This is a genomic window from Escherichia sp. F1 (assembly GCF_046764225.1).
GTDB lineage: Bacteria > Pseudomonadota > Gammaproteobacteria > Enterobacterales > Enterobacteriaceae > Escherichia > Escherichia coli.
The window spans coordinates 2,144,002-2,163,233 of sequence record NZ_CP177202.1; the positions used below are offsets into that span (position 1 = coordinate 2,144,002).

Here is a 19,232-nt window from a genome sequence, read left to right on the forward strand (position 1 = left end):
GTGAATTTGCCGCAATTGCTACCTTTTTAGCAAATCCGAGGCACCTAATGGAACAATATGATCAAATTGGCGCAAGACTGGACCGCTTGCCTTTGGCCCGGTTTCATTATCGTATATTTGGTATTATAAGCTTTAGTCTGTTATTAACGGGTTTTTTGAGTTATTCAGGCAATGTTGTTTTAGCAAAGCTGGTAAGCAATGGATGGTCAAATAATTTCCTCAATGCCGCCTTTACCTCGGCATTAATGTTTGGTTATTTCATCGGCTCTCTTACCGGTGGGTTCATCGGTGATTATTTTGGGCGGCGCAGGGCTTTCCGCATAAATCTTCTCATCGTCGGTATTGCGGCAACAGGGGCCGCTTTTGTCCCTGATATGTACTGGCTCATTTTCTTTCGCTTCCTGATGGGCACAGGAATGGGGGCGCTGATTATGGTTGGCTATGCTTCGTTTACGGAGTTTATCCCCGCGACGGTGCGTGGAAAATGGTCCGCGCGGCTGTCATTTGTCGGTAACTGGTCGCCCATGCTGTCTGCGGCGATAGGCGTGGTGGTTATCGCTTTTTTTAGTTGGCGGATAATGTTTCTGCTGGGTGGTATTGGCATACTGTTAGCCTGGTTTCTCTCAGGTAAATACTTTATTGAGTCGCCTCGATGGTTGGCGGGGAAAGGGCAAATCGCAGGTGCAGAAAGCCAACTTCGTGAAGTAGAGCAGCAAATTGAAAGAGAGAAGAGTGTTCGTTTACCCCCGCTTACTTTGAATCAGAGCAACAGCAAGGCTAACATAATCAATGGTACTTTCTGGCTGCTGTTTAAAGGGGAAATGTTACGACGTACATTAGTCGCGATTACTGTTTTAATTGCAATGAACATTTCACTTTATACCATCACCGTATGGATACCGACCATATTTGTTAACTCCGGCATTGATGTCGATAAATCAATATTAATGACTGCTGTTATTATGATTGGCGCTCCGGTAGGAATATTTATTGCGGCATTAATTATTGATCATTTTCCTCGTCGATTATTTGGCTCCGCCTTGCTTATTATAATTGCCGTGTTAGGCTATATCTATTCAATTCAGACTACAGAGTGGGCGATTTTAATCTATGGCCTGGTGATGATCTTCTTTTTATACATGTATGTTTGCTTCGCGTCGGCGGTCTATATCCCGGAGCTTTGGCCAACGCATTTACGCCTGCGCGGTTCGGGTTTCGTTAATGCCGTCGGACGGATCGTCGCGGTCTTCACGCCTTATGGCGTTGCGGCACTATTAACGCATTATGGGTCAATCACGGTGTTTATAGTGCTTGGCGTGATGTTAGTGCTCTGTGCGCTGGTTCTCTCCATTTTTGGCATCGAAACGCGGAAGGTGTCGCTGGAAGAGATTTCTGAGGTGAATTAAATCTTTCGTTGATGGCGTCAATTGCCAGATGTACCACTGACGTGTTTTATCTGGCCTACAATGACAGTACAGAATTGTAGGCCAGCATAAAATTACTCCTGCGTCTCTTCCCAATCTGCCAGCGTATATAGCGTTGCCCCAGCTGCTGACATCTCCATAAACGCGTGCGCACTGTCCTGTGGCTGGATATTCACCCCACGACAGCCATCGGTAATCACGTTTACCTTATAACCTAACTGTAACGCGTCCAGCACGGTAAACTTCACGCAATAGTCAGTAGCCAGGCCCATAACGATCAATTCATCGATTTCATGATCGCGTAACCAGTCATCAAGCGAGGTTTTCTGCCGACGGCCGTTATCAAAAAAGGCACTGTAACTGTCAACTAAAGGATTTTCGCCTTTATGGAACACCGCTGCGATCGCTTTTTGGTTCAGTAACGGATGTAATTGTGCGCCTTCACTGTTCTGCACACAGTGATCTGGCCAGAAGGTTTGTGGCAAACCGTCGAGTTGGCCTGGCGTATAAGGCTCTACACCGTGCTGACTGGCAAAACTGCCGTGATTCGCCGGGTGCCAGTCTTGACTGGCGATAACCGCTTCACCGCGCGACTGGCACCAGTCAATCAGGCGGTTAGCGACATCCACCGTACTGTCACCTTCCGGCACGGCGAGCGCGCCACCAGCACAGAAATCATTTTGTAAATCGACCAGTAACAGGGCGCGAGGGGGCATTGCAGTCTCCTTAATCATCCGGCGTCAGTTCGCCGCGCAGGTTTTGGCTCATGGCCTTGCGAATGGTTTCGGTATCCAGTTCCTGGCTAAGCAGGTAATGCAGTTTGGTTAGCGTGGCTTCTACAGTCATATCTGCACCGCCAATAACGCCGGCATGGGCGAGGGCGTTACCAGTGGCATAACCACCCATGTTCACTTTACCGGACATACATTGTGTCAGGTTGACCACCACAATACCGCGATCGCTGGCTTCTTGTAATTCCTGCAGGAAGGCTTTGTTTTGTGGCGCATTACCCACGCCATATGAGCGCAGAATCAATGCTTTCACCGGTTGGCGCAGAAAATTGCGCACGACATCAGCAGAAATCCCCGGATAAATCGTCACTACGCCAATTGGTTGTGGCGTGATTGGATGAACGATCAATTCCCCTTCACCGTGCGGGGCGGGTGGCGTATTCAAACGACGAATATGGATACCTGCTTCCAGTAACGGAGGAAGGTTTGGAGAGGCAAACGCATCAAAACCATCGGCATGGGCTTTGGTAGTGCGGTTACCGCGATAAAGTCGGTTATTAAAAAAGAGTGTTACTTCGTTGATCGGATAATTCGCCGCAACGTACAACGCATTCAGCAGATTAATTTGTCCGTCAGAGCGTAACTCAGCTAGCGGGATTTGTGACCCTGTCACAATAACCGGTTTACCGAGATTCTCGAGCATGAACGACAGCGCAGAGGCGGTATACGCCATCGTGTCGGTGCCGTGCAGAATGACAAAACCATCATAGTCGTCATAATGCGCTTTAATATCTTCAGCAATATGCTGCCAGTCTTCTGGCGTCATATCTGAAGAATCCATCAGCGGCGTATATTCATGAATGGTGAAATCTGGCATCTCCGGGCGATGGAATTCCGGCATCAGCGCCAGTTGGCGTTGTAGATGACCTGACACCGGAATATAACCCTGCTCGGAACGCTGCATCCCGATGGTCCCGCCCGTGTAGGCGACGTAAATTGATTTCTTTTGCATGATATTGATATGAATGATATCGAAAGAGCAAAAGTATATACGTGAGGCAGGGGGAGCGCACCTGATACTATGCGGATAAGGAAATATGGGGCGAGACAGCGGGAAGAGGATTCGTCGACGTAAAAAGTAATGTGGCCGACGATCTGTCGGCCACTTAGTACAAGGCTTAACGCACGTTGGCGCAGGTCAGGCAAAACGCATAACGGTTTTGTGGGTCGTTAAACGCGGCCAGCTTGTCGCTTTCACTTTTAACGGTAGAGGCTACCGAGGCCAGCGGTGCAGGTAACATGGCCTGGAACGCATCTGGCAACATTGCCCGGACAGAACCAGACATGTTGTCCATCACTTTGTCGAAGAAGGTCGGTTCATCAACGTAGTATTCCAGATGCCACTGTTTCACTTTTGCCAGCTCTGCTGCTTTGGCGACCGCATCATCGAAATCACCGAGACTATCGACCAGCCCGTTAGCTTTTGCATCCTGACCGGTCCAGACGTGGCCCTGGGCGATTTTATCAATCTGCTCCGGCGTCGAATGACGCGCATCAGCAACCAGCGTGATAAAGCGTTTATAGCCATTCTCAATGCTTAACTGCATCATCTGCTGCGCTTCCGGCGGCAGTGCCTTGGTGATGGAAATATCTGCCAGCGGTGAAGTTGAGACGCCATCGGTATGAACACCAATCGAATCCAGACTATTTTCTACGGTAGTGATCACGCCGAAGATACCGATAGAACCGGTCAGGGTGCTGGGGTTAGCCACAATGTAATTAGCTGGCGTGGAAATCCAGTAACCACCAGATGCCGCCATACCGCCCATCGACACAACCACAGGTTTACCCGCTGCTCTGGCGGCAGCCAGTTCAGCGCGAATCACTTCGGACGCGGTAACGCTGCCGCCTGGGCTATTAACACGCAGAACAATCGCTTTCACTTTCGGGTCAAGGCGAGCGTCGCGGATTTGTGCCGCAGTGGTATCACCGCCAACATTCCCCTGAGTTTCCTCGCCATCCATAATTGCGCCATTCGCGAAGACGACACCGATGCTGTCACCGGTATCTGCCGGCGTTTTCAATGCGTAATCGTAATAACTGATGGCGCGATAATTTTTATCAGTCTTACTCCAGCCGAACTCTTTGGTCAGCGCTTTTTCGATTTCGGCACTTGATGCCAGTGCATCGACCAGCTTGTTTTCCAGCGCATATTTCGCGGTATCGCCACCGGTTTTGGTTAAACCCTCAAGCAACCCTTGCGCGCCAGGGAATACCTGCTGAGCAGGGATCTGCCGGTTAGCGGCAACAGTATTCAGATAGTTTTGCCACAGCTCACCAATCCAGCGGCTGTCAGCTTCGCGAGCTGCCGGCGACATATCATCACGAATAAACGGTTCAACGGCAGATTTATACGTACCCACGCGGAACACATGGGTGGAAACTTTCAGCTTATCCAGTAACGATTTGTAGTACAGACCGTTGGTGGCAAAGCCGTGCAGATCAACCACACCTTGCGGAGACAGCCAAATTTTATTGGCGAAACTGGCGAGATAATATTGCCCCTGGCTGTAGTTCTCGCCAACGGCATAAACCGGTTTCCCGCTGTCACGAAACTCTTTCAGGGCTTTGCCGATGTACTGCATAGACGGCTGGTCGCCGCCTGCGAAGTTTTTCAGATCCATCACGATACCGGTGATATTGCGGTCATCCTTCGCCTGGCGAATGGTATTGACGATATCAAACAGTGAGTTTTCCTGCAGACGATCGGAACTGGCACCAAGCAGTTGGCGGCTTAATTTACTAAACCGCTGAGAACTGTCGGGTTTATCGACGATCACACCAGAAATGTCCAGCAGCAGTGCGCCACGACTGGCCGTTTCTTTCGAATCACCACCACTGACCTGCATCCAAATCCCCACACCAACCAGTACGAGAAAAATAAAGAACAGGTTAAGTACCATTTCACGGACGAAATTCAGCAGACGCCACGTCCATTTAAAAAATCCGGCAATAAATCGCCAAAGGGTTCGCATGTATTCTCCCAACTTAAGGTCACACCTGTTTCAGGCGCAATAGATGTGGTTATCGTAATGACCCAACCGGCACTTGTCAGCAGGAATTGCGGACTGGGCTGTAACAAAATTCACTCTCGTGTTAATTTTGTGAATAATTATCACGACAGGAGTTAATCAAATGGATGCACTCGAACTATTGATCAATCGCCGTAGCGCCTCCCGCCTGGCTGAACCCGCACCAACGGGTGAACAACTGCAAAACATCCTGCGTGCGGGTATGCGTGCGCCGGACCATAAGTCCATGCAACCGTGGCATTTTTTTGTGATTGAAGGGGAAGGACGCGAGCGTTTCAGCGCATTATTGGAACAGGGGGCGATTGCTACCGGTAGTGATGACAAAGCCATCGACAAAGCGCGTAATGCGCCGTTCCGCGCACCGCTCATCATAACGGTGGTGGCGAAATGCGAAGAAAATCATAAAGTCCCGCGCTGGGAACAGGAAATGTCTGCGGGATGCGCGGTCATGGCGATGCAAATGGCAGCCGTTGCCCAGGGGTTTGGCGGCATCTGGCGCAGTGGCGCATTAACTGAAAGTCCGGTAGTGCGTGAAGCATTCGGTTGCCGTGAGCAGGATAAAATTGTCGGTTTTCTCTACCTCGGCACGCCACAACTGAAAGCATCTACGTCGATAAACGTCCCGGACCCGACGCCGTTTGTCACTTATTTCTGATAATTGTCGCGAAACTGTCTGGATTGTGAGCAAAGGCGCAGGAATTCAGACACTCTCACTTATCACTTCACGGAATGAGGGTTACCATACCCGGATTGCATTGACAGGAGATGTCCATGAGCGAGAACTCGATTCGTTTGACCCAATACAGCCACGGAGCTGGTTGCGGCTGTAAAATTTCCCCAAAAGTGTTGGAAACTATCCTGCACAGTGAGCAGGCGAAGTTTGTTGATCCGAATTTGCTTGTGGGTAATGAAACCCGCGACGATGCGGCGGTGTACGATCTGGGCAATGGCACCAGCGTTATCAGTACCACCGACTTCTTCATGCCGATCGTTGATAATCCTTTCGATTTTGGCCGCATTGCGGCGACTAACGCCATCAGCGATATCTTCGCGATGGGGGGCAAACCGATTATGGCGATTGCGATCCTCGGCTGGCCGATTAACAAACTTTCCCCGGAAATTGCCCGCGAAGTAACCGAAGGTGGACGCTATGCATGCCGTCAGGCGGGTATTGCGCTGGCTGGCGGTCACTCCATCGATGCGCCGGAGCCGATTTTTGGTCTGGCGGTAACGGGGATCGTACCGACCGAGCGGGTGAAGAAAAACAGTACCGCACAAGCCGGATGCAAACTGTTCCTGACGAAACCGCTGGGGATCGGCGTTCTTACCACGGCTGAGAAAAAATCACTGCTGAAACCAGAACATCAGGGACTGGCGACGGAAGTGATGTGCCGGATGAACATCGCAGGCGCGTCCTTTGCCAACATCGAAGGCGTAAAAGCGATGACCGACGTTACGGGCTTTGGTCTGCTGGGCCATTTGAGCGAAATGTGTCAGGGCGCAGGTGTGCAGGCGCGCGTTGACTATGACGCGATCCCAAAATTGCCGGGGGTTGAAGAGTACATTAAGTTGGGCGCAGTGCCTGGCGGCACCGAACGTAACTTTGCCAGCTACGGTCATCTGATGGGTGAAATGCCGCGTGAAGTGCGCGATCTGCTGTGCGATCCGCAAACTTCTGGCGGTCTGCTGCTGGCGGTCATGCCGGAAGCAGAAAATGAGGTTAAAGCTACAGCCGCCGAGTTTGGCATTGAACTGACGGCGATTGGCGAACTGGTGCCAGCGCGCGGCGGTCGTGCCATGGTTGAGATCCGTTAATTCAATGCGGTTGTTTATTGCCGAAAAACCGAGTCTGGCGCGCGCCATTGCTGATGTCCTGCCCAAACCGCACCGGAAAGGCGATGGCTTTATCGAGTGCGGTAATGGTCAGGTAGTGACCTGGTGTATCGGTCACCTGCTTGAGCAGGCGCAGCCAGACGCCTACGACAGCCGCTATGCGCGCTGGAATCTTGCGGATTTGCCGATTGTCCCGGAAAAGTGGCAATTACAGCCCCGACCCTCCGTGACTAAACAACTTAATGTCATCAAACGCTTCCTGCATGAAGCCAGCGAAATCGTTCACGCCGGTGACCCGGATCGCGAAGGGCAATTACTGGTGGATGAAGTGCTGGACTATCTGCAACTGGCACCGGAAAAGCGCCAGCAGGTGCAGCGTTGCTTGATAAACGACCTGAACCCACAGGCGGTTGAGCGGGCGATCGACCGTCTTCGTTCCAACAGTGAGTTTGTACCGCTGTGCGTTTCTGCGCTGGCGCGAGCGCGTGCCGACTGGCTGTACGGCATCAATATGACCCGTGCGTATACTATTCTCGGTCGCAATGCCGGTTATCAGGGCGTACTTTCCGTGGGACGCGTGCAGACGCCCGTACTCGGACTGGTGGTGCGCCGCGACGAAGAGATTGAAAACTTCGTGGCGAAAGATTTCTTTGAAGTCAAAGCGCATATCGTGACACCTGCCGATGAGCGGTTTACCGCTATCTGGCAACCGAGCGAAGCGTGTGAACCTTATCAGGATGAAGAAGGGCGCTTGTTACATCGTCCGCTGGCGGAGCATGTGGTCAACCGCATCAGCGGCCAACCGGCTATTGTCACCAGCTATAACGATAAACGGGAATCAGAATCCGCACCGCTGCCGTTTTCGCTTTCGGCGTTGCAGATTGAAGCGGCAAAACGCTTTGGTCTGAGTGCGCAGAACGTGCTTGATATCTGCCAGAAGCTGTACGAAACGCACAAGCTAATCACTTATCCGCGTTCCGATTGTCGCTATTTGCCAGAAGAACATTTTGCCGGACGCCACGCGGTGATGAATGCCATCAGCGTTCATGCACCAGATCTGTTGCCGCAGCCAGTGGTCGATCCAGATATACGCAACCGCTGCTGGGATGACAAAAAGGTCGATGCGCACCACGCCATCATCCCGACCGCACGGAGTTCTGCGATCAACCTGACGGAGAACGAAGCGAAGGTCTATAACCTGATTGCCCGTCAGTATTTGATGCAGTTCTGCCCGGATGCGGTGTTCCGCAAGTGTGTTATCGAACTGGACATTGCCAAAGGCAAATTTGTCGCTAAAGCCCGTTTTCTTGCTGAAGCAGGCTGGCGCACACTGTTAGGCAGCAAAGAGCGCGATGAAGAAAACGACGGCACGCCGCTGCCTGTGGTGGCGAAAGGCGATGAGTTGCTGTGTGAAAAAGGTGAGGTGGTAGAGCGGCAAACCCAGCCGCCGCGCCATTTTACCGATGCAACACTGCTTTCGGCGATGACCGGGATCGCGCGCTTTGTGCAGGACAAAGATCTGAAAAAGATCCTTCGTGCGACCGATGGTCTGGGAACAGAAGCGACTCGCGCCGGGATTATTGAACTGCTGTTCAAGCGTGGTTTCCTGACCAAAAAAGGGCGCTATATCCACTCCACCGACGCCGGAAAAGCGTTATTCCATTCGCTGCCAGAGATGGCGACGCGACCGGACATGACCGCGCACTGGGAATCGGTGCTGACGCAAATCAGCGAAAAGCAGTGTCGCTACCAGGACTTTATGCAACCGCTGGTGGGGACGCTGTATCAGCTTATTGATCAAGCCAAACGTACTCCGGTGCGGCAGTTTCGCGGCATAGTGGCTCCGGGCAGTGGAGGCAGTGCTGATAAGAAAAAGGCGGCTCCGCGTAAACGTAGTGCGAAAAAAAGTCCGCCAGCAGATGAAGCCGGAAGCGGGGCGATAGCGTAAGCGCGCGAGTTTTTCGCACCACACGAGTCATATTCTGAAATATCCAGCGGATCAAGAAAATTCGTTGGATATTTTTTTGGCATGGATAAAATTATCGCCTCTAAAGTAAGTAATAACAGGGAATGTGATGAAAAAAGTTTTATTGCAAAACCATCCAGGGAGCGAGAAGTATTCTTTCAATGGCTGGGAAATATTTAATAGTAATTTTGAACGGATGATTAAAGAAAATAAGGCCATGCTGCTTTGCAAGTGGGGGTTTTATTTAACAGGTGTTGTCGCTGTAATGTTTGTATTCGCAGCTATAACATCCAACGGTTTGAATGAAAGAGGCCTGATTACCGCGGGATGCTCTTTTCTTTGTCTATTAATTATGATGGGTCTTATTGTTCGGGCCGGGTTTAAAGCAAAAAAAGAACAACTGCATTATTATCAGGCTAAAGGTATTGAGCCGCTCAGTATCGAGAAATTACAGGCGCTACAATTGATCGCACCTTATCGATTCTATCATAAGCAATGGTCTGAAACGCTGGAGTTCTGGCCGCGAAAGCCTGAGCCTGGCAAAGATACCTTTCAATATCATGTGCTTCCTTTTGATTCGATCGATATCATCAGTAAAAGACGCGTGTCTTTAGAGGATCAATGGGGTATCGAAGATAGCGAAAGTTATTGTGCCTTAATGGAGCATTTTCTTTCTGGCGACCATGGAGCCAATACCTTTAAAGCGAACATGGAGGAAGCCCCAGAGCAGGTTATCGCCTTGTTGAATAAATTTGCTGTTTTCCCCTCTGACTATATCTCTGATTGCGCTAATCATTGCTCCGGTAAATCCTCGGCGAAGCTAATATGGGCGGCGGAATTATCATGGATGATCTCGATATCGAGCACAGCTTTTCAAAACGGGACAATTGAAGAAGAACTGGCCTGGCATTATATAATGCTTGCTTCTCGAAAGGCGCACGAGTTGTTCGAAAGCGAAGAAGATTATCAAAAAAATAGTCTAATGGGATTTCTTTACTGGCATATCTGCTGCTATCGCAGAAAGTTAACGGATGCTGAACTTGAAGCGTGTTATCGTTACGACAAGCAGTTTTGGGAGCACTACAGTAAGAAATGCCGTTGGCCCATCAGAAATGTTCCCTGGGGAACATCATCCGTTAAATACTCATAAACGCCTGAAATTTTGCCGGGGGCGCTGCGCTTGCCCGGCCTACATTAGAGCGTAATTTCAATGAATTGTGCCCAATTGTAGGTCTGATAAGCGTAGCGCCATCAGACATTTACAACTTAAATCACACCCTGCGCCAGCATCGCATCGGCAACCTTCACAAAACCGGCAATGTTCGCGCCCTGCACGTAGTTGGTTTGCTCACCTTCACCACCATGCTCAACACAGGCATGGTGGATATCCAGCATGATGTGATGCAAACGCGCATCAACTTTCTCGGCTTTCCAGCCCAGGCGCGCAGCGTTTTGCGCCATTTCCAGGCCCGATGTTGCTACACCGCCAGCATTAGCCGCTTTACCCGGTGCAAACAGTACGCCTGCCTGCTGGAACAGTTCAGTCGCTTCGATGGTGGTCGGCATATTTGCCCCTTCGGCGACGGCTTTAACGCCATTGGCGATAAGCTGATGCGCGGCGTCTACATCCAGTTCATTCTGGGTGGCGCAAGGCAGGGCGATATCAACCGGTACAGACCACGGCTGTTGGCCTTCGAGATAGACCAGACCAAATTCTTTGGCGTAATCTGCCACTCGGCCATCGCGGCTGGCTTTGATTTCGATAAGACGTGCCAGTTTCTCTTTCGTGAATCCGCTTTCATCAACTACAGTGCCACTGGAGTCTGACGCAGTGATCACACGAGCACCAAATTCCATCGCTTTTTCGATAGCGTACTGGGCGACGTTGCCGGAGCCAGAAACGGAAACGCGCATTCCTTCAAAACCCATACCGTGGCGTTTTAGCATTGCTTCTGTGAAATAAACCAGACCGTAGCCGGTAGCTTCCGGGCGAATAAGGCTGCCGCCAAATGAAAGGCCCTTACCGGTGAAGACGCAGGCGGTATTGTTGGAGAGCTTTTTCATCATCCCCGCCATAAAGCCGACTTCACGACCACCAACCCCGATATCACCTGCCGGAACGTCGGTATCCGCGCCCAGGTGGCGATACAGTTCAGTCATCAGCGCCTGGCAAAAACGCATCACTTCACCTTCGCTTTTTCCTTTCGGATCGAAATCGCTGCCGCCTTTACCACCGCCCATCGGCAGAGTAGTCAGGGCATTTTTGAAGGTTTGTTCGAAGCCGAGGAATTTGAGAATGGAAAGGTTAACTGACGGATGGAAGCGCATACCGCCTTTGTACGGGCCGATGGCAGAGCTGAACTGCACACGCCATGCACGGTTGACCTGTACCTGGTTGCGATCATCAACCCATACCACGCGAAACTGGATCACGCGCTCCGGTTCAACCAGACGCTCCAGTAATGACATCTGGCGATATTTTGGATTTTGTTCAAGAAAAGGCCAGAGTGTGGTCATTACTTCACGAACGGCTTGCGCGAACTCGGTTTGATTCGGGTCGCGCTTTTGGACATGGTTGAGGAATGACTCCAGAGAATATGTCTGATCCATAGATATAAAACCCTTATATATTAATACGATTGTGCTTATGTTGTTTATGTCATGTGCTTTTGCAGTTTTCGACTATACCATCAAGAATGTGACGGTAAGCAAGAAAAAAATGACCCAGGAAAGCAAATTAATAACGAGAGTAATCTCATAACCAAATGCGATAACTCAGACGCTAAAGTTTTGCCACCCGGCTACCGTTATCAGTAGCAGAGACAATAACGTTAAGGAGTTCCCTGTGAGTCGAGCATTGTTCGCCGTAGTATTAGCATTTCCATTAATTGCACTGGCTAACCCGCATTATCGTCCGGACGTGGAGGTAAACGTACCGCCAGAAGTGTTCAGTTCAGGCGGGCAGTCAGCGCAGCCCTGTACTCAGTGCTGCGTTTATCAGGATCAAAATTATTCTGAAGGGGCGGTAATTAAAGCCGAAGGAATACTGCTGCAATGCCAGCGGGATGACAAAACCCTTAGCACTAATCCGCTGGTCTGGCGGCGCGTAAAGCCATAAACGCCTCTAATAATGGAATGTCAGCAGGGGCCAGAGGATATTGCAGCGCCTCTTCAGGTGAGCACCAGACCAGCGCCTGATGTTCATGTGCCTGTAACGTCCCGTGGAAGTCGGGTACGTGCCAGGCATGAAGATGGATAATCCGCCCCGACACTTCTCGCTGATGGCTGGCAACATAGTCACCAACAGTTGCTTCGATGCCCAATTCTTCGCGTAACTCACGCACCAGCGCCTGCTGCTGGCTTTCATCCAGCTCGACTTTACCACCGGCAAACTCCCATAATCCCGCCTGATCGCTATGCGCGGGGCGTTGCGCGAGTAAAATTTTGCCATCACGTTCGATGATGGCGGCAACAACTTCAACCATTTTCATAAATTACACACGGGTAGATAAGCGAAAAATGCCATAATATCCGCACTGTTGCTCAATCAGAAAGGCTTTATATTTAAGGAGTGCCTGTGCTAGACCGCCATCTTCATCCCCGAATTAAACCTTTGTTGCATCAGTGTGTGAAGGTGCTGGATAAACCCGGCATTACGCCAGATGGTTTAACATTAGTGGGATTTGCCATCGGCGTGCTGGCACTGCCGTTTCTGGCGCTGGGCTGGTATCTGACGGCGCTAATCGTCATTTTGTTGAACAGGCTGCTTGATGGTCTGGACGGTGCGCTGGCGCGGCGCAGAGGACTTACCGACGCGGGCGGCTTTCTCGATATTTCTCTCGATTTTCTCTTTTACGCGCTGGTGCCGTTTGGTTTTATTCTCGCCGCACCAGAACAAAACGCGCTGGCCGGAGGCTGGCTGTTGTTTGCGTTTATCGGCACGGGCAGCAGTTTTCTCGCCTTTGCTGCACTGGCAGCAAAACATCAGATTGATAACCCCGGTTATGCACATAAGTCGTTTTACTATCTGGGGGGATTAACCGAAGGCACAGAAACGATCTTACTGTTTGTGCTGGGATGTTTATTCCCTGCATGGTTTGCGTGGTTTGCGTGGATCTTCGGTGCGTTGTGCTGGATGACGACCTTTACGCGGGTGTGGAGTGGGTATCTGACGCTGAAGTCGCTCCAGCGTCAGTAATTGCAATGTTATTTGCTGCTGTCCGGGCCGCGTTCACCGGTTGCAACCGGATTTTTTGGATCGCTGCTCCATTCGTACCAGCCGCCGTCGTAAACGGAGACGTTATTCCAGCCCATTGCTCGTGCGTACATAAAGGTTTCGGACGCGCGCCAGCCAGTGCCGCAGTAGAATGAAACTTGCTGATCTGGTTTGATATTCCATGCTTTCCACATAGCGGTAATATCATCGGCGCTACGCATGGTGCCATCCGGGTTATGGAAATCTTCCATATGCGTCGAGTCGCTACCAGCGTGTCCCCAACGTGCTCCGGCTATTTCACCTTTTGGTTTAATATAGCTGTAACCGCTGGTCGTACCGATAAATTCTGGCCACGAACGAATGCTCACCAGCGATGCATCCTGGCGATGCAGCAGTCCACGCGCCTGTTCCATATCAAGCATCAGTTGCGGTTGTGCCGGGATCTTCACGCCGAAATCCGGTTCCGCTTTCACTTTCGGTGGCGTTCCGCGCTCAACGGGCAGACTCGCGTCGGACCAGGTTTGCCAGCCTCCGTCCAGCAGGCGCACATCTTTCACGCCGGCATAAAGCATAATTTGCGCCACACGCGCTGCAGCGTATACGTCACGCCCGTACAGAATGACCGTGGTGTCATGGCGAATGCCGTGTTTTGCCAGCATCGCTTTCAGTTGTTCATCAGAAACTTTGTTCCACAGCGGTTCGCTTTCTACTTCGTTGGTATCGATGTAGTCAGCGCCGGGAATATGGCTGATAAGGTAAAGCTTAGGAGCGCCCCAGGCCGCTTCAATGACTTTCCAGTCACCGGCAGGTTTCGCCGTAACCTCTTTACCTTGTTGCAGGTCGTGCAGCCATTGCGGATAAACCAGCTGCTCAAAGTGCGGCAGTTTTTGCAGACGGGAAGGTTCGCTTAGTGCGTCGCTCAAAATGGAGATATGCGTAAAACCTGCTTTTTGCAGTCGCGTTTTGACGGCGTCGACATCTTTGTCATTACCGTACAGCGCCACCGGAGCATCGGCTTTCAGGTTATGTTGCTTGATCCACGCGTTAAGCTGTTCGGTGCTCATTTTGTCGAGCCAGCTAGCAGAGAGGTTTAAGGCGGCAGGTTCATGACCAGAAGGGCCATTTAAGGTTTGTGGCCAGCCGTTATAAAACGCGCTGGGGCGAGTATCTATCGCTTTGCCATTTTGTTGTTGAAGCTGGTCAAGTGTAAGAGGCTTCGCCAGTTCAGCGGCCCACGAAGAAGCGCAAGCCAGCCCTAAAGCCATTGCCAGCGCGGTCATTTGAGAAACACGTTTCATCGAAAATCCCGACATTGTAGTTTTGAGTGCGCCATTCTGAACTGACGCATTGGGAAAAACTTTGCGTTATCGCAGTTTGTTGTAATTTTCTGACCACTGCGCCATATCCAGAACAGAACTATCAGCAGGAACATCCTGGAGATCGTGCGTTACCTGAACGACTGGGATCGCCTGGGCGCGAACTTCGCTGAACACCCACTGGCGAAAATTATCGCGCAGAGCCACATCAAGACGGCTGAATGGCTCATCCAGTAGCAACGCTTTTGGCTGAGCGAGAAGAGCGCGAAGCAGAGCAACGCGCGCTCGCTGACCGCCAGACAAAGTGGCAGGATCCTGATGGAACATACCGCCAAGCCCCGCACGCTCCAGCGCATCATTTACCGCATCGCGCCTTGCAACACCTTTGAGTGCCGCTGGCAGAGCCAGCAGTAAATTTTGCCCGACGCTGAACTGGTCAAATAACAGTGCATCCTGGAAAAGAATGCCAATCTGACGCTGTGCGGTGGGTAGCATGTCAATCCGTTGCTCATTGAGCCATAGCTCACCTGTACAAGAAAACTGTCCGGCCAGCGCACCAATCATCCATGAAAACAGAGTGGATTTTCCACAGCCAGACGGCCCCATTAACGTGACAATGTCACATTTATCCACCGTAAAGTTAACGTTTGTCAGCAAGCGGCTTTCTGGTAAACGTAGCGAAACATTTTTCACGCAGAGCATTAGCGGAGTCCTTGTCTGACATAACCTACCCATTTTGCGACTAACGCGGTCAGGGCAAAAATAATAAGCGGCAACAGTAGTTGCCATAAAGCCTGGGCGGCGAGAATGCCGTTGCTGCCGCCGCTGCTTAATGCCACCGCTTCAGTGGTGAGCGTCGGAAAACGCCCCGCGCCCAGCCACAGCGTCGGCATATACTGTGCAATACTGACTGAAAATCCCACCGCGAAGGCAATCAGCACAGGGCGCAACATGAGTGGGCATTTCACGTAAAAGAAGATTTTGGCCCGCGACCAGCCCAGTGTTTGCGCAATCAAAATTAACCGTGAATCAATGCGCTGCCAGGCGGGTTGCAGGATAAATAGCATCCACGGCATTACCCACAGCAGATGCCCCCAGACCACCGCCGTCCAGCTTCCATCCAGGTTTAGCCATAGCGCCAGCGTGTACTGGCCCGCCACCAGTGGCAGAGCGGGTAATAAAATGGGCAACCATAGCCAGAAGTGCCGACGTGACGATCCCCATTCCAGCCACGCCAGTATCAGGATTAAAGCGATAAACGTCGCGTTAAGTCCCATCGTCAGGCTATTGATGAGCGCTTCACTATTGATCGTCGACTGATCCGCGAGGATCGCCAGCAGAACCACACACAGCACACCGGTCAAGGGTAAAAAACTCGCCAGCGTATTGCCTGGCAATAAAGACGTGGCAGGCTTACGAACGCCATCTACGCGGGGAATAGTACGCCGCCAGCTACGCCATAGCAGATAGCCCAGCAAAACGTAGGCGGCGAGTAACAGCATCAGCAGCAGGCTGGCGAGTGCGCCTTTCGTTTGTTGATCGGCGTCGCCCTGAGTTAACCACTGCCAGCTAATTACTGCCAGCGTCGGGGGATTACCTGGCCCAAGGATAATCGCCACATCCACGACCGACAGCGACCAGGCGACAATCGCCAGCATCGCCATTGCCAGTGCAGGTGCGACGGAGGGCAACAACAGCCAGTTCAGGCATTGCCAGCGGCTGTAGCCCAGCGAATCCAGTACAATAACTTGCTGCAACAGCCGTTTTTCGCTCAATACTGCCGCTAAGATCCACAGCAGAAATGCGCTTTCTTTCACTGCAAGGGTGAGGCCCAGACCGATGCCAAATCGGTCCATTGGCGGAGTGAAATACGGGAAATAGTCATAAAGCAGCCCTCCGTCAGCAAAGAGCAGAAGGGCGCTGGTGGCAAAAGCCACATGGGGAATGGCGAGCAGCCACGGCAGACGGGCGCACATACGCTGCCATTTCGGCCCTGGCCACAGCGCCACAATCACCAGCAGGGCAATCAACAACGCCCCGACCGCCGCGATGGTTGTCGACACCAGCGTTGCCAGTAATGCCTGCGGTAACTGTGGATCGACAAATAACGTCTGCCAGTGTGTCAACGACAAAGCAGGCGATATCAGCGTGAGAGCTGCCGGGATCAGCGGTGCATAAATCACCGCCACCATCGCCCACAGCAAAAAGATTAATGCGTACCGTAACGGTGTAGCCATTCTTGTTCCAGCGCATTTACCCAACCTGCGTGCGGTTCAGCCAGTACCGGCGGCAGATCCTGCGGCATTCTTGATTGCAATATTTCGCGCTGCCCGTCAGGCAGTTTTTGCGGATCGAGAACCGAAGGATCGCCCCAGACAGCAGGGTCTGCTTTACGCAGTTGTGCATCGGGTGAGAGCAGGAAATTGGCAACTACCTTCGCCGCAGCACTGGCATTCGCGTTAGCAGGAATGGTGACGAAATGCACGTTGCCAATCATCCCCTCGCTAAAGCCAAAGCTGTAACTGCTGGCGGGTAAATCGCCGCTGGCGATTTTTTGCTGCGCATGAGCAGGATTAAAGGTCAGCGACAGGCGCAATGTGCCGGCTTTCAGCAGAGCATCCATCCGCGCGGGCGAAGGCGGGAAATCCTTTCCTTCGCGCCATAAATACGGATGCAGCGCATCAAGAAATTGCCACAAGGGCGCAGTGACACGGGCGAAAGTCGCATCGTCCGGCGCTTCTTTTAATGCGGCGGGATCGGGCGTCAGCATAATCAGCAACTGTTCAAGAAACGCCGTGCCGGTAAAGTCCGGTGGGCGCGGATAGGTAACCGTGCCAGGATTGGCTTTAGCAAACTCCAGCAACGCTTGCGGCGTTTGTGGTGGCTGTGGCGTAACATCGCGGCGGGCGATAAACGTCAGTTGTGCGCCACCCCAGGGCGATTCAGCCCCTTCTGTAGGCACTGAAAAATCTTCCCGCACCGGCAGCTGCGTGTCGACATAGCGCCAGTTGGGCAGAGTCTCTGCCCAGTCGGTTTGCAGTAAATTAGCCTCTTTTAAGGTGCGGAAGTTTTCGCCGTTCACCCAGAGCAGATCCACCGAGCCGCCCGTTTTGCGCCCGGCAGCAGCTTCGGTCTGAATGCGCTTCACCGCGTCTGCGGCATCCGCGAGACGAACAATCTTCAGGTTTATAGCGTAATGGGTTTTCATCTCGCCGCTAACCCAGTCGAGATAGCGGTTAATTGCGGTATCGCCGCCCCAGGCGTTAAACCAGACGGTTTGCCCTTTGGCGTCGTTTTTGATTTCCTGCCAGTCACTGGCATGTGTTGCCAAAGAAAACAGCGATAACAATCCCAGCAACCACCCACAATGGCGCATCATCTCTCCTTAAGAACGTTTTTCAGGAATACGGCACAGCCCCTGAGCGGGAATGTCCATGGCAGAATTAAAACGGGCTGACAGGTTTTGCAGGCCGATCAATGCCGTCAGTTCGGTGAGCGCCTGGGCGTCAAAATGCGCAGCCAGTCGGGTACGCAGGGCATCATCGACCGTTGGCGGCGTTACGCTTGCGGCTTCGGCGTACTCCAGCGCCAGCCGTTCTTCATCGCTAAAGAGCGGGCTTTGCCGCCAGTCAGCCACTGCCAGCAGTTTATCGGTGCTGCCAGTGCGCTCGGCGACTTTCATACTGGTGATATCCACGCAAAACTCACACAGACACATTTGCGCAATGCGCGCGCTGACAAGCGATCGCACTACTGGATCCAGCGGTGAGCGTTTGCGCTCCAGCCAGCCGACAAACATCGACACCAGATAAAAGATAAACGGGATCCGCCCCCACCAGCGAATCGGGCTTAGCACCTCGCCGTAATGGCGACGATGCAGCCACGCCTGCGGACGTAAAATGAAAGGAATTTTGCTAAGCGGCGGTAAACCCATCAGGCATTCCTCTTCTGGCGCTCAAGCCATATTTTCTTCGCCATAAAAATCACCACGGTCAGGGCAAACAGAATAAACAGTCCGGTGACAAACCAGAAAGTACCGCCTGTTAACATGCTGCCCGCCCAGGAATAAACAATAGTCGCCGGTAACTGACCAAGCCCGGTGGCGATAAAAAACGAGCGAAAACGTATTGAAGTCAAACCGGCAGCATAGCTGATTGGATCGAAAGGGACAAAAGGCAATAACCGACATACCAGGATGGTGTGTTTGCCGTAGCGAGTGAAAAAGCCGTCCATACTCTCAAGCACGGTCTTGCCGGTTAATTTTTCCACCACTTCGCGGCCCATCACTCTGGCGATAAAAAAGCACAGCGCCGCGCCGGCCATCGAACTGGTCCACGACAGCAAGCCGCCCCAGAACGCGCCAAACAGCGACGCATTTGCAAAGGTGATCAGAAACGCAGGTAGCGGTGCAGCAATGGCCTGCAAAATCATCAACAAGAACGAGACAACTGCCGCTAGTGCGCCGTAAGACTGAATAAAGCGTTCTATACCCTGTTGGTCCACGGCGGCAAACGCCGCAACGCTGCGATTGATAAACTCATGGACGCCGGGAAGCAGCGCCCATGCCAGCAGCATAGCGAACAACAGGATGATGAGGGTTATACGGTAATACCAGATTTTTCGCGATTGCATCTTCATCATCCTTTATTCTGGC

General features: G+C 52.0%; 18 protein-coding genes. 7 read left to right on the top strand and 11 right to left on the bottom strand.

Annotated elements, in window-relative coordinates; genetic code table 11:
* The first annotated feature begins 47 nt into the window (after positions 1-47).
* On the top strand, positions 48-1,406 hold the full coding sequence (locus tag ACK8NJ_RS10380; RefSeq protein ID WP_000438816.1) for an MFS transporter: 1,359 nt from the start codon (positions 48-50) through the stop codon (positions 1,404-1,406).
* A 92-nt stretch (positions 1,407-1,498) separates the two neighbouring features.
* Here ACK8NJ_RS10380 and pncA read toward each other — a convergent pair whose 3' ends face one another.
* The 3 genes from pncA to sppA all read right to left on the bottom strand — a co-directional run bounded on the left by pncA (position 1,499) and on the right by sppA (position 5,190).
* The gene (gene pncA / locus ACK8NJ_RS10385) at positions 1,499-2,140 is read right to left on the bottom strand and encodes a bifunctional nicotinamidase/pyrazinamidase (protein WP_034173449.1); all 642 of its coding nucleotides are present in this window, start codon (positions 2,138-2,140) and stop codon (positions 1,499-1,501) included.
* A gap of 10 nt (positions 2,141-2,150) precedes the next feature.
* Positions 2,151-3,167, bottom strand: coding sequence for an asparaginase (ansA, locus tag ACK8NJ_RS10390; RefSeq protein WP_001170162.1), 1,017 nt, complete (start codon positions 3,165-3,167; stop codon positions 2,151-2,153).
* Between the two features lie 166 nt (positions 3,168-3,333).
* Positions 3,334-5,190: a signal peptide peptidase SppA gene (gene sppA, locus ACK8NJ_RS10395; RefSeq protein ID WP_112835178.1), complete on the bottom strand. Its 1,857-nt coding sequence runs from the start codon at positions 5,188-5,190 to the stop codon at positions 3,334-3,336.
* A gap of 160 nt (positions 5,191-5,350) precedes the next feature.
* On the opposite strand from sppA, the gene ACK8NJ_RS10400 reads away from it, so the two are divergent.
* The 4 genes from ACK8NJ_RS10400 (at position 5,351) to ACK8NJ_RS10415 (ending at position 10,196) form a co-directional block, all read left to right on the top strand.
* Complete coding sequence (locus ACK8NJ_RS10400; protein ID WP_034173448.1) at positions 5,351-5,902, top strand: NAD(P)H nitroreductase; 552 nt, start codon at positions 5,351-5,353, stop codon at positions 5,900-5,902.
* A 116-nt stretch (positions 5,903-6,018) separates the two neighbouring features.
* Positions 6,019-7,062, top strand: coding sequence for a selenide, water dikinase SelD (selD, locus tag ACK8NJ_RS10405; RefSeq protein ID WP_001298241.1), 1,044 nt, complete (start codon positions 6,019-6,021; stop codon positions 7,060-7,062).
* Between the two features lie 4 nt (positions 7,063-7,066).
* Complete coding sequence (gene topB, locus ACK8NJ_RS10410; protein ID WP_023154312.1) at positions 7,067-9,028, top strand: DNA topoisomerase III; 1,962 nt, start codon at positions 7,067-7,069, stop codon at positions 9,026-9,028.
* A 127-nt stretch (positions 9,029-9,155) separates the two neighbouring features.
* Entirely contained in the window at positions 9,156-10,196 is a 1,041-nt protein-coding gene (locus ACK8NJ_RS10415) for a DUF1266 domain-containing protein (RefSeq protein ID WP_096983803.1), read from the top strand.
* Positions 10,197-10,312: 116 nt separating this feature from the next.
* Here the strand turns inward: ACK8NJ_RS10415 and gdhA are convergent, their stop codons facing one another.
* Entirely contained in the window at positions 10,313-11,656 is a 1,344-nt protein-coding gene (gene gdhA, locus ACK8NJ_RS10420) for an NADP-specific glutamate dehydrogenase (RefSeq protein ID WP_000373043.1), read from the bottom strand.
* A 235-nt stretch (positions 11,657-11,891) separates the two neighbouring features.
* On the opposite strand from gdhA, the gene ACK8NJ_RS10425 reads away from it, so the two are divergent.
* Positions 11,892-12,164, top strand: a complete 273-nt coding sequence (locus ACK8NJ_RS10425) for a YnjH family protein (RefSeq protein ID WP_000085240.1) — start codon at positions 11,892-11,894, stop codon at positions 12,162-12,164.
* Here ACK8NJ_RS10425 and nudG read toward each other — a convergent pair.
* Positions 12,130-12,537 (bottom strand): CTP pyrophosphohydrolase, encoded by a 408-nt coding sequence (gene nudG / locus ACK8NJ_RS10430; protein ID WP_025210556.1) that lies wholly within the window; start codon positions 12,535-12,537, stop codon positions 12,130-12,132. The two genes, ACK8NJ_RS10425 and nudG, sit on opposite strands and share 35 nt — an antisense overlap.
* 86 nt (positions 12,538-12,623) lie before the next feature.
* On the opposite strand from nudG, the gene ACK8NJ_RS10435 reads away from it, so the two are divergent.
* The gene (locus ACK8NJ_RS10435) at positions 12,624-13,244 is read left to right on the top strand and encodes a CDP-alcohol phosphatidyltransferase family protein (protein WP_225383217.1); all 621 of its coding nucleotides are present in this window, start codon (positions 12,624-12,626) and stop codon (positions 13,242-13,244) included.
* Positions 13,245-13,252: 8 nt separating this feature from the next.
* Here the strand turns inward: ACK8NJ_RS10435 and ynjE are convergent, their stop codons facing one another.
* The 6 genes from ynjE to ACK8NJ_RS10465 all read right to left on the bottom strand — a co-directional run bounded on the left by ynjE (position 13,253) and on the right by ACK8NJ_RS10465 (position 19,219).
* Positions 13,253-14,560 (bottom strand): thiosulfate sulfurtransferase YnjE, encoded by a 1,308-nt coding sequence (ynjE, locus tag ACK8NJ_RS10440; RefSeq protein WP_411962420.1) that lies wholly within the window; start codon positions 14,558-14,560, stop codon positions 13,253-13,255.
* Between the two features lie 66 nt (positions 14,561-14,626).
* Positions 14,627-15,280, bottom strand: coding sequence for an ATP-binding cassette domain-containing protein (locus tag ACK8NJ_RS10445; RefSeq protein WP_411962421.1), 654 nt, complete (start codon positions 15,278-15,280; stop codon positions 14,627-14,629).
* Complete coding sequence (locus tag ACK8NJ_RS10450) at positions 15,280-16,815, bottom strand: thiamine ABC transporter permease (protein ID WP_411962422.1); 1,536 nt, start codon at positions 16,813-16,815, stop codon at positions 15,280-15,282. The genes ACK8NJ_RS10445 and ACK8NJ_RS10450 overlap by 1 nt, the downstream gene beginning before the upstream one ends.
* Positions 16,788-17,954, bottom strand: coding sequence for an ABC transporter substrate-binding protein (locus ACK8NJ_RS10455; protein WP_411962526.1), 1,167 nt, complete (start codon positions 17,952-17,954; stop codon positions 16,788-16,790). Before ACK8NJ_RS10455 ends, ACK8NJ_RS10450 begins: the two co-directional genes overlap by 28 nt.
* A gap of 9 nt (positions 17,955-17,963) precedes the next feature.
* Positions 17,964-18,512: a carboxymuconolactone decarboxylase family protein gene (locus ACK8NJ_RS10460; RefSeq protein WP_000524080.1), complete on the bottom strand. Its 549-nt coding sequence runs from the start codon at positions 18,510-18,512 to the stop codon at positions 17,964-17,966.
* Positions 18,512-19,219, bottom strand: a complete 708-nt coding sequence (locus ACK8NJ_RS10465) for a TVP38/TMEM64 family protein (RefSeq protein WP_089704344.1) — start codon at positions 19,217-19,219, stop codon at positions 18,512-18,514. Before ACK8NJ_RS10465 ends, ACK8NJ_RS10460 begins: the two co-directional genes overlap by 1 nt.
* Positions 19,220-19,232: the final 13 nt, after the last annotated feature.

What these genes read in the sequence shown, in the direction of transcription:
- ynjE (WP_411962420.1), bottom strand. Translation starts at nt 14,560, where the DNA reads ATGAAACGTGTTTCTCAAATGACCGCGCTGGCAATGGCTTTAGGGCTG.
- ACK8NJ_RS10400 (WP_034173448.1), top strand. Translation starts at nt 5,351, where the DNA reads ATGGATGCACTCGAACTATTGATCAATCGCCGTAGCGCCTCCCGCCTG.
- topB (WP_023154312.1), top strand. Translation starts at nt 7,067, where the DNA reads ATGCGGTTGTTTATTGCCGAAAAACCGAGTCTGGCGCGCGCCATTGCT.
- ACK8NJ_RS10450 (WP_411962422.1), bottom strand. Translation starts at nt 16,815, where the DNA reads ATGGCTACACCGTTACGGTACGCATTAATCTTTTTGCTGTGGGCGATG.
- ACK8NJ_RS10455 (WP_411962526.1), bottom strand. Translation starts at nt 17,954, where the DNA reads ATGCGCCATTGTGGGTGGTTGCTGGGATTGTTATCGCTGTTTTCTTTG.
- ansA (WP_001170162.1), bottom strand. Translation starts at nt 3,167, where the DNA reads ATGCAAAAGAAATCAATTTACGTCGCCTACACGGGCGGGACCATCGGG.
- gdhA (WP_000373043.1), bottom strand. Translation starts at nt 11,656, where the DNA reads ATGGATCAGACATATTCTCTGGAGTCATTCCTCAACCATGTCCAAAAG.
- ACK8NJ_RS10380 (WP_000438816.1), top strand. Translation starts at nt 48, where the DNA reads ATGGAACAATATGATCAAATTGGCGCAAGACTGGACCGCTTGCCTTTG.
- ACK8NJ_RS10445 (WP_411962421.1), bottom strand. Translation starts at nt 15,280, where the DNA reads ATGCTCTGCGTGAAAAATGTTTCGCTACGTTTACCAGAAAGCCGCTTG.
- ACK8NJ_RS10460 (WP_000524080.1), bottom strand. Translation starts at nt 18,512, where the DNA reads ATGGGTTTACCGCCGCTTAGCAAAATTCCTTTCATTTTACGTCCGCAG.
- ACK8NJ_RS10465 (WP_089704344.1), bottom strand. Translation starts at nt 19,219, where the DNA reads ATGATGAAGATGCAATCGCGAAAAATCTGGTATTACCGTATAACCCTC.
- ACK8NJ_RS10415 (WP_096983803.1), top strand. Translation starts at nt 9,156, where the DNA reads ATGAAAAAAGTTTTATTGCAAAACCATCCAGGGAGCGAGAAGTATTCT.
- sppA (WP_112835178.1), bottom strand. Translation starts at nt 5,190, where the DNA reads ATGCGAACCCTTTGGCGATTTATTGCCGGATTTTTTAAATGGACGTGG.
- pncA (WP_034173449.1), bottom strand. Translation starts at nt 2,140, where the DNA reads ATGCCCCCTCGCGCCCTGTTACTGGTCGATTTACAAAATGATTTCTGT.
- nudG (WP_025210556.1), bottom strand. Translation starts at nt 12,537, where the DNA reads ATGAAAATGGTTGAAGTTGTTGCCGCCATCATCGAACGTGATGGCAAA.
- selD (WP_001298241.1), top strand. Translation starts at nt 6,019, where the DNA reads ATGAGCGAGAACTCGATTCGTTTGACCCAATACAGCCACGGAGCTGGT.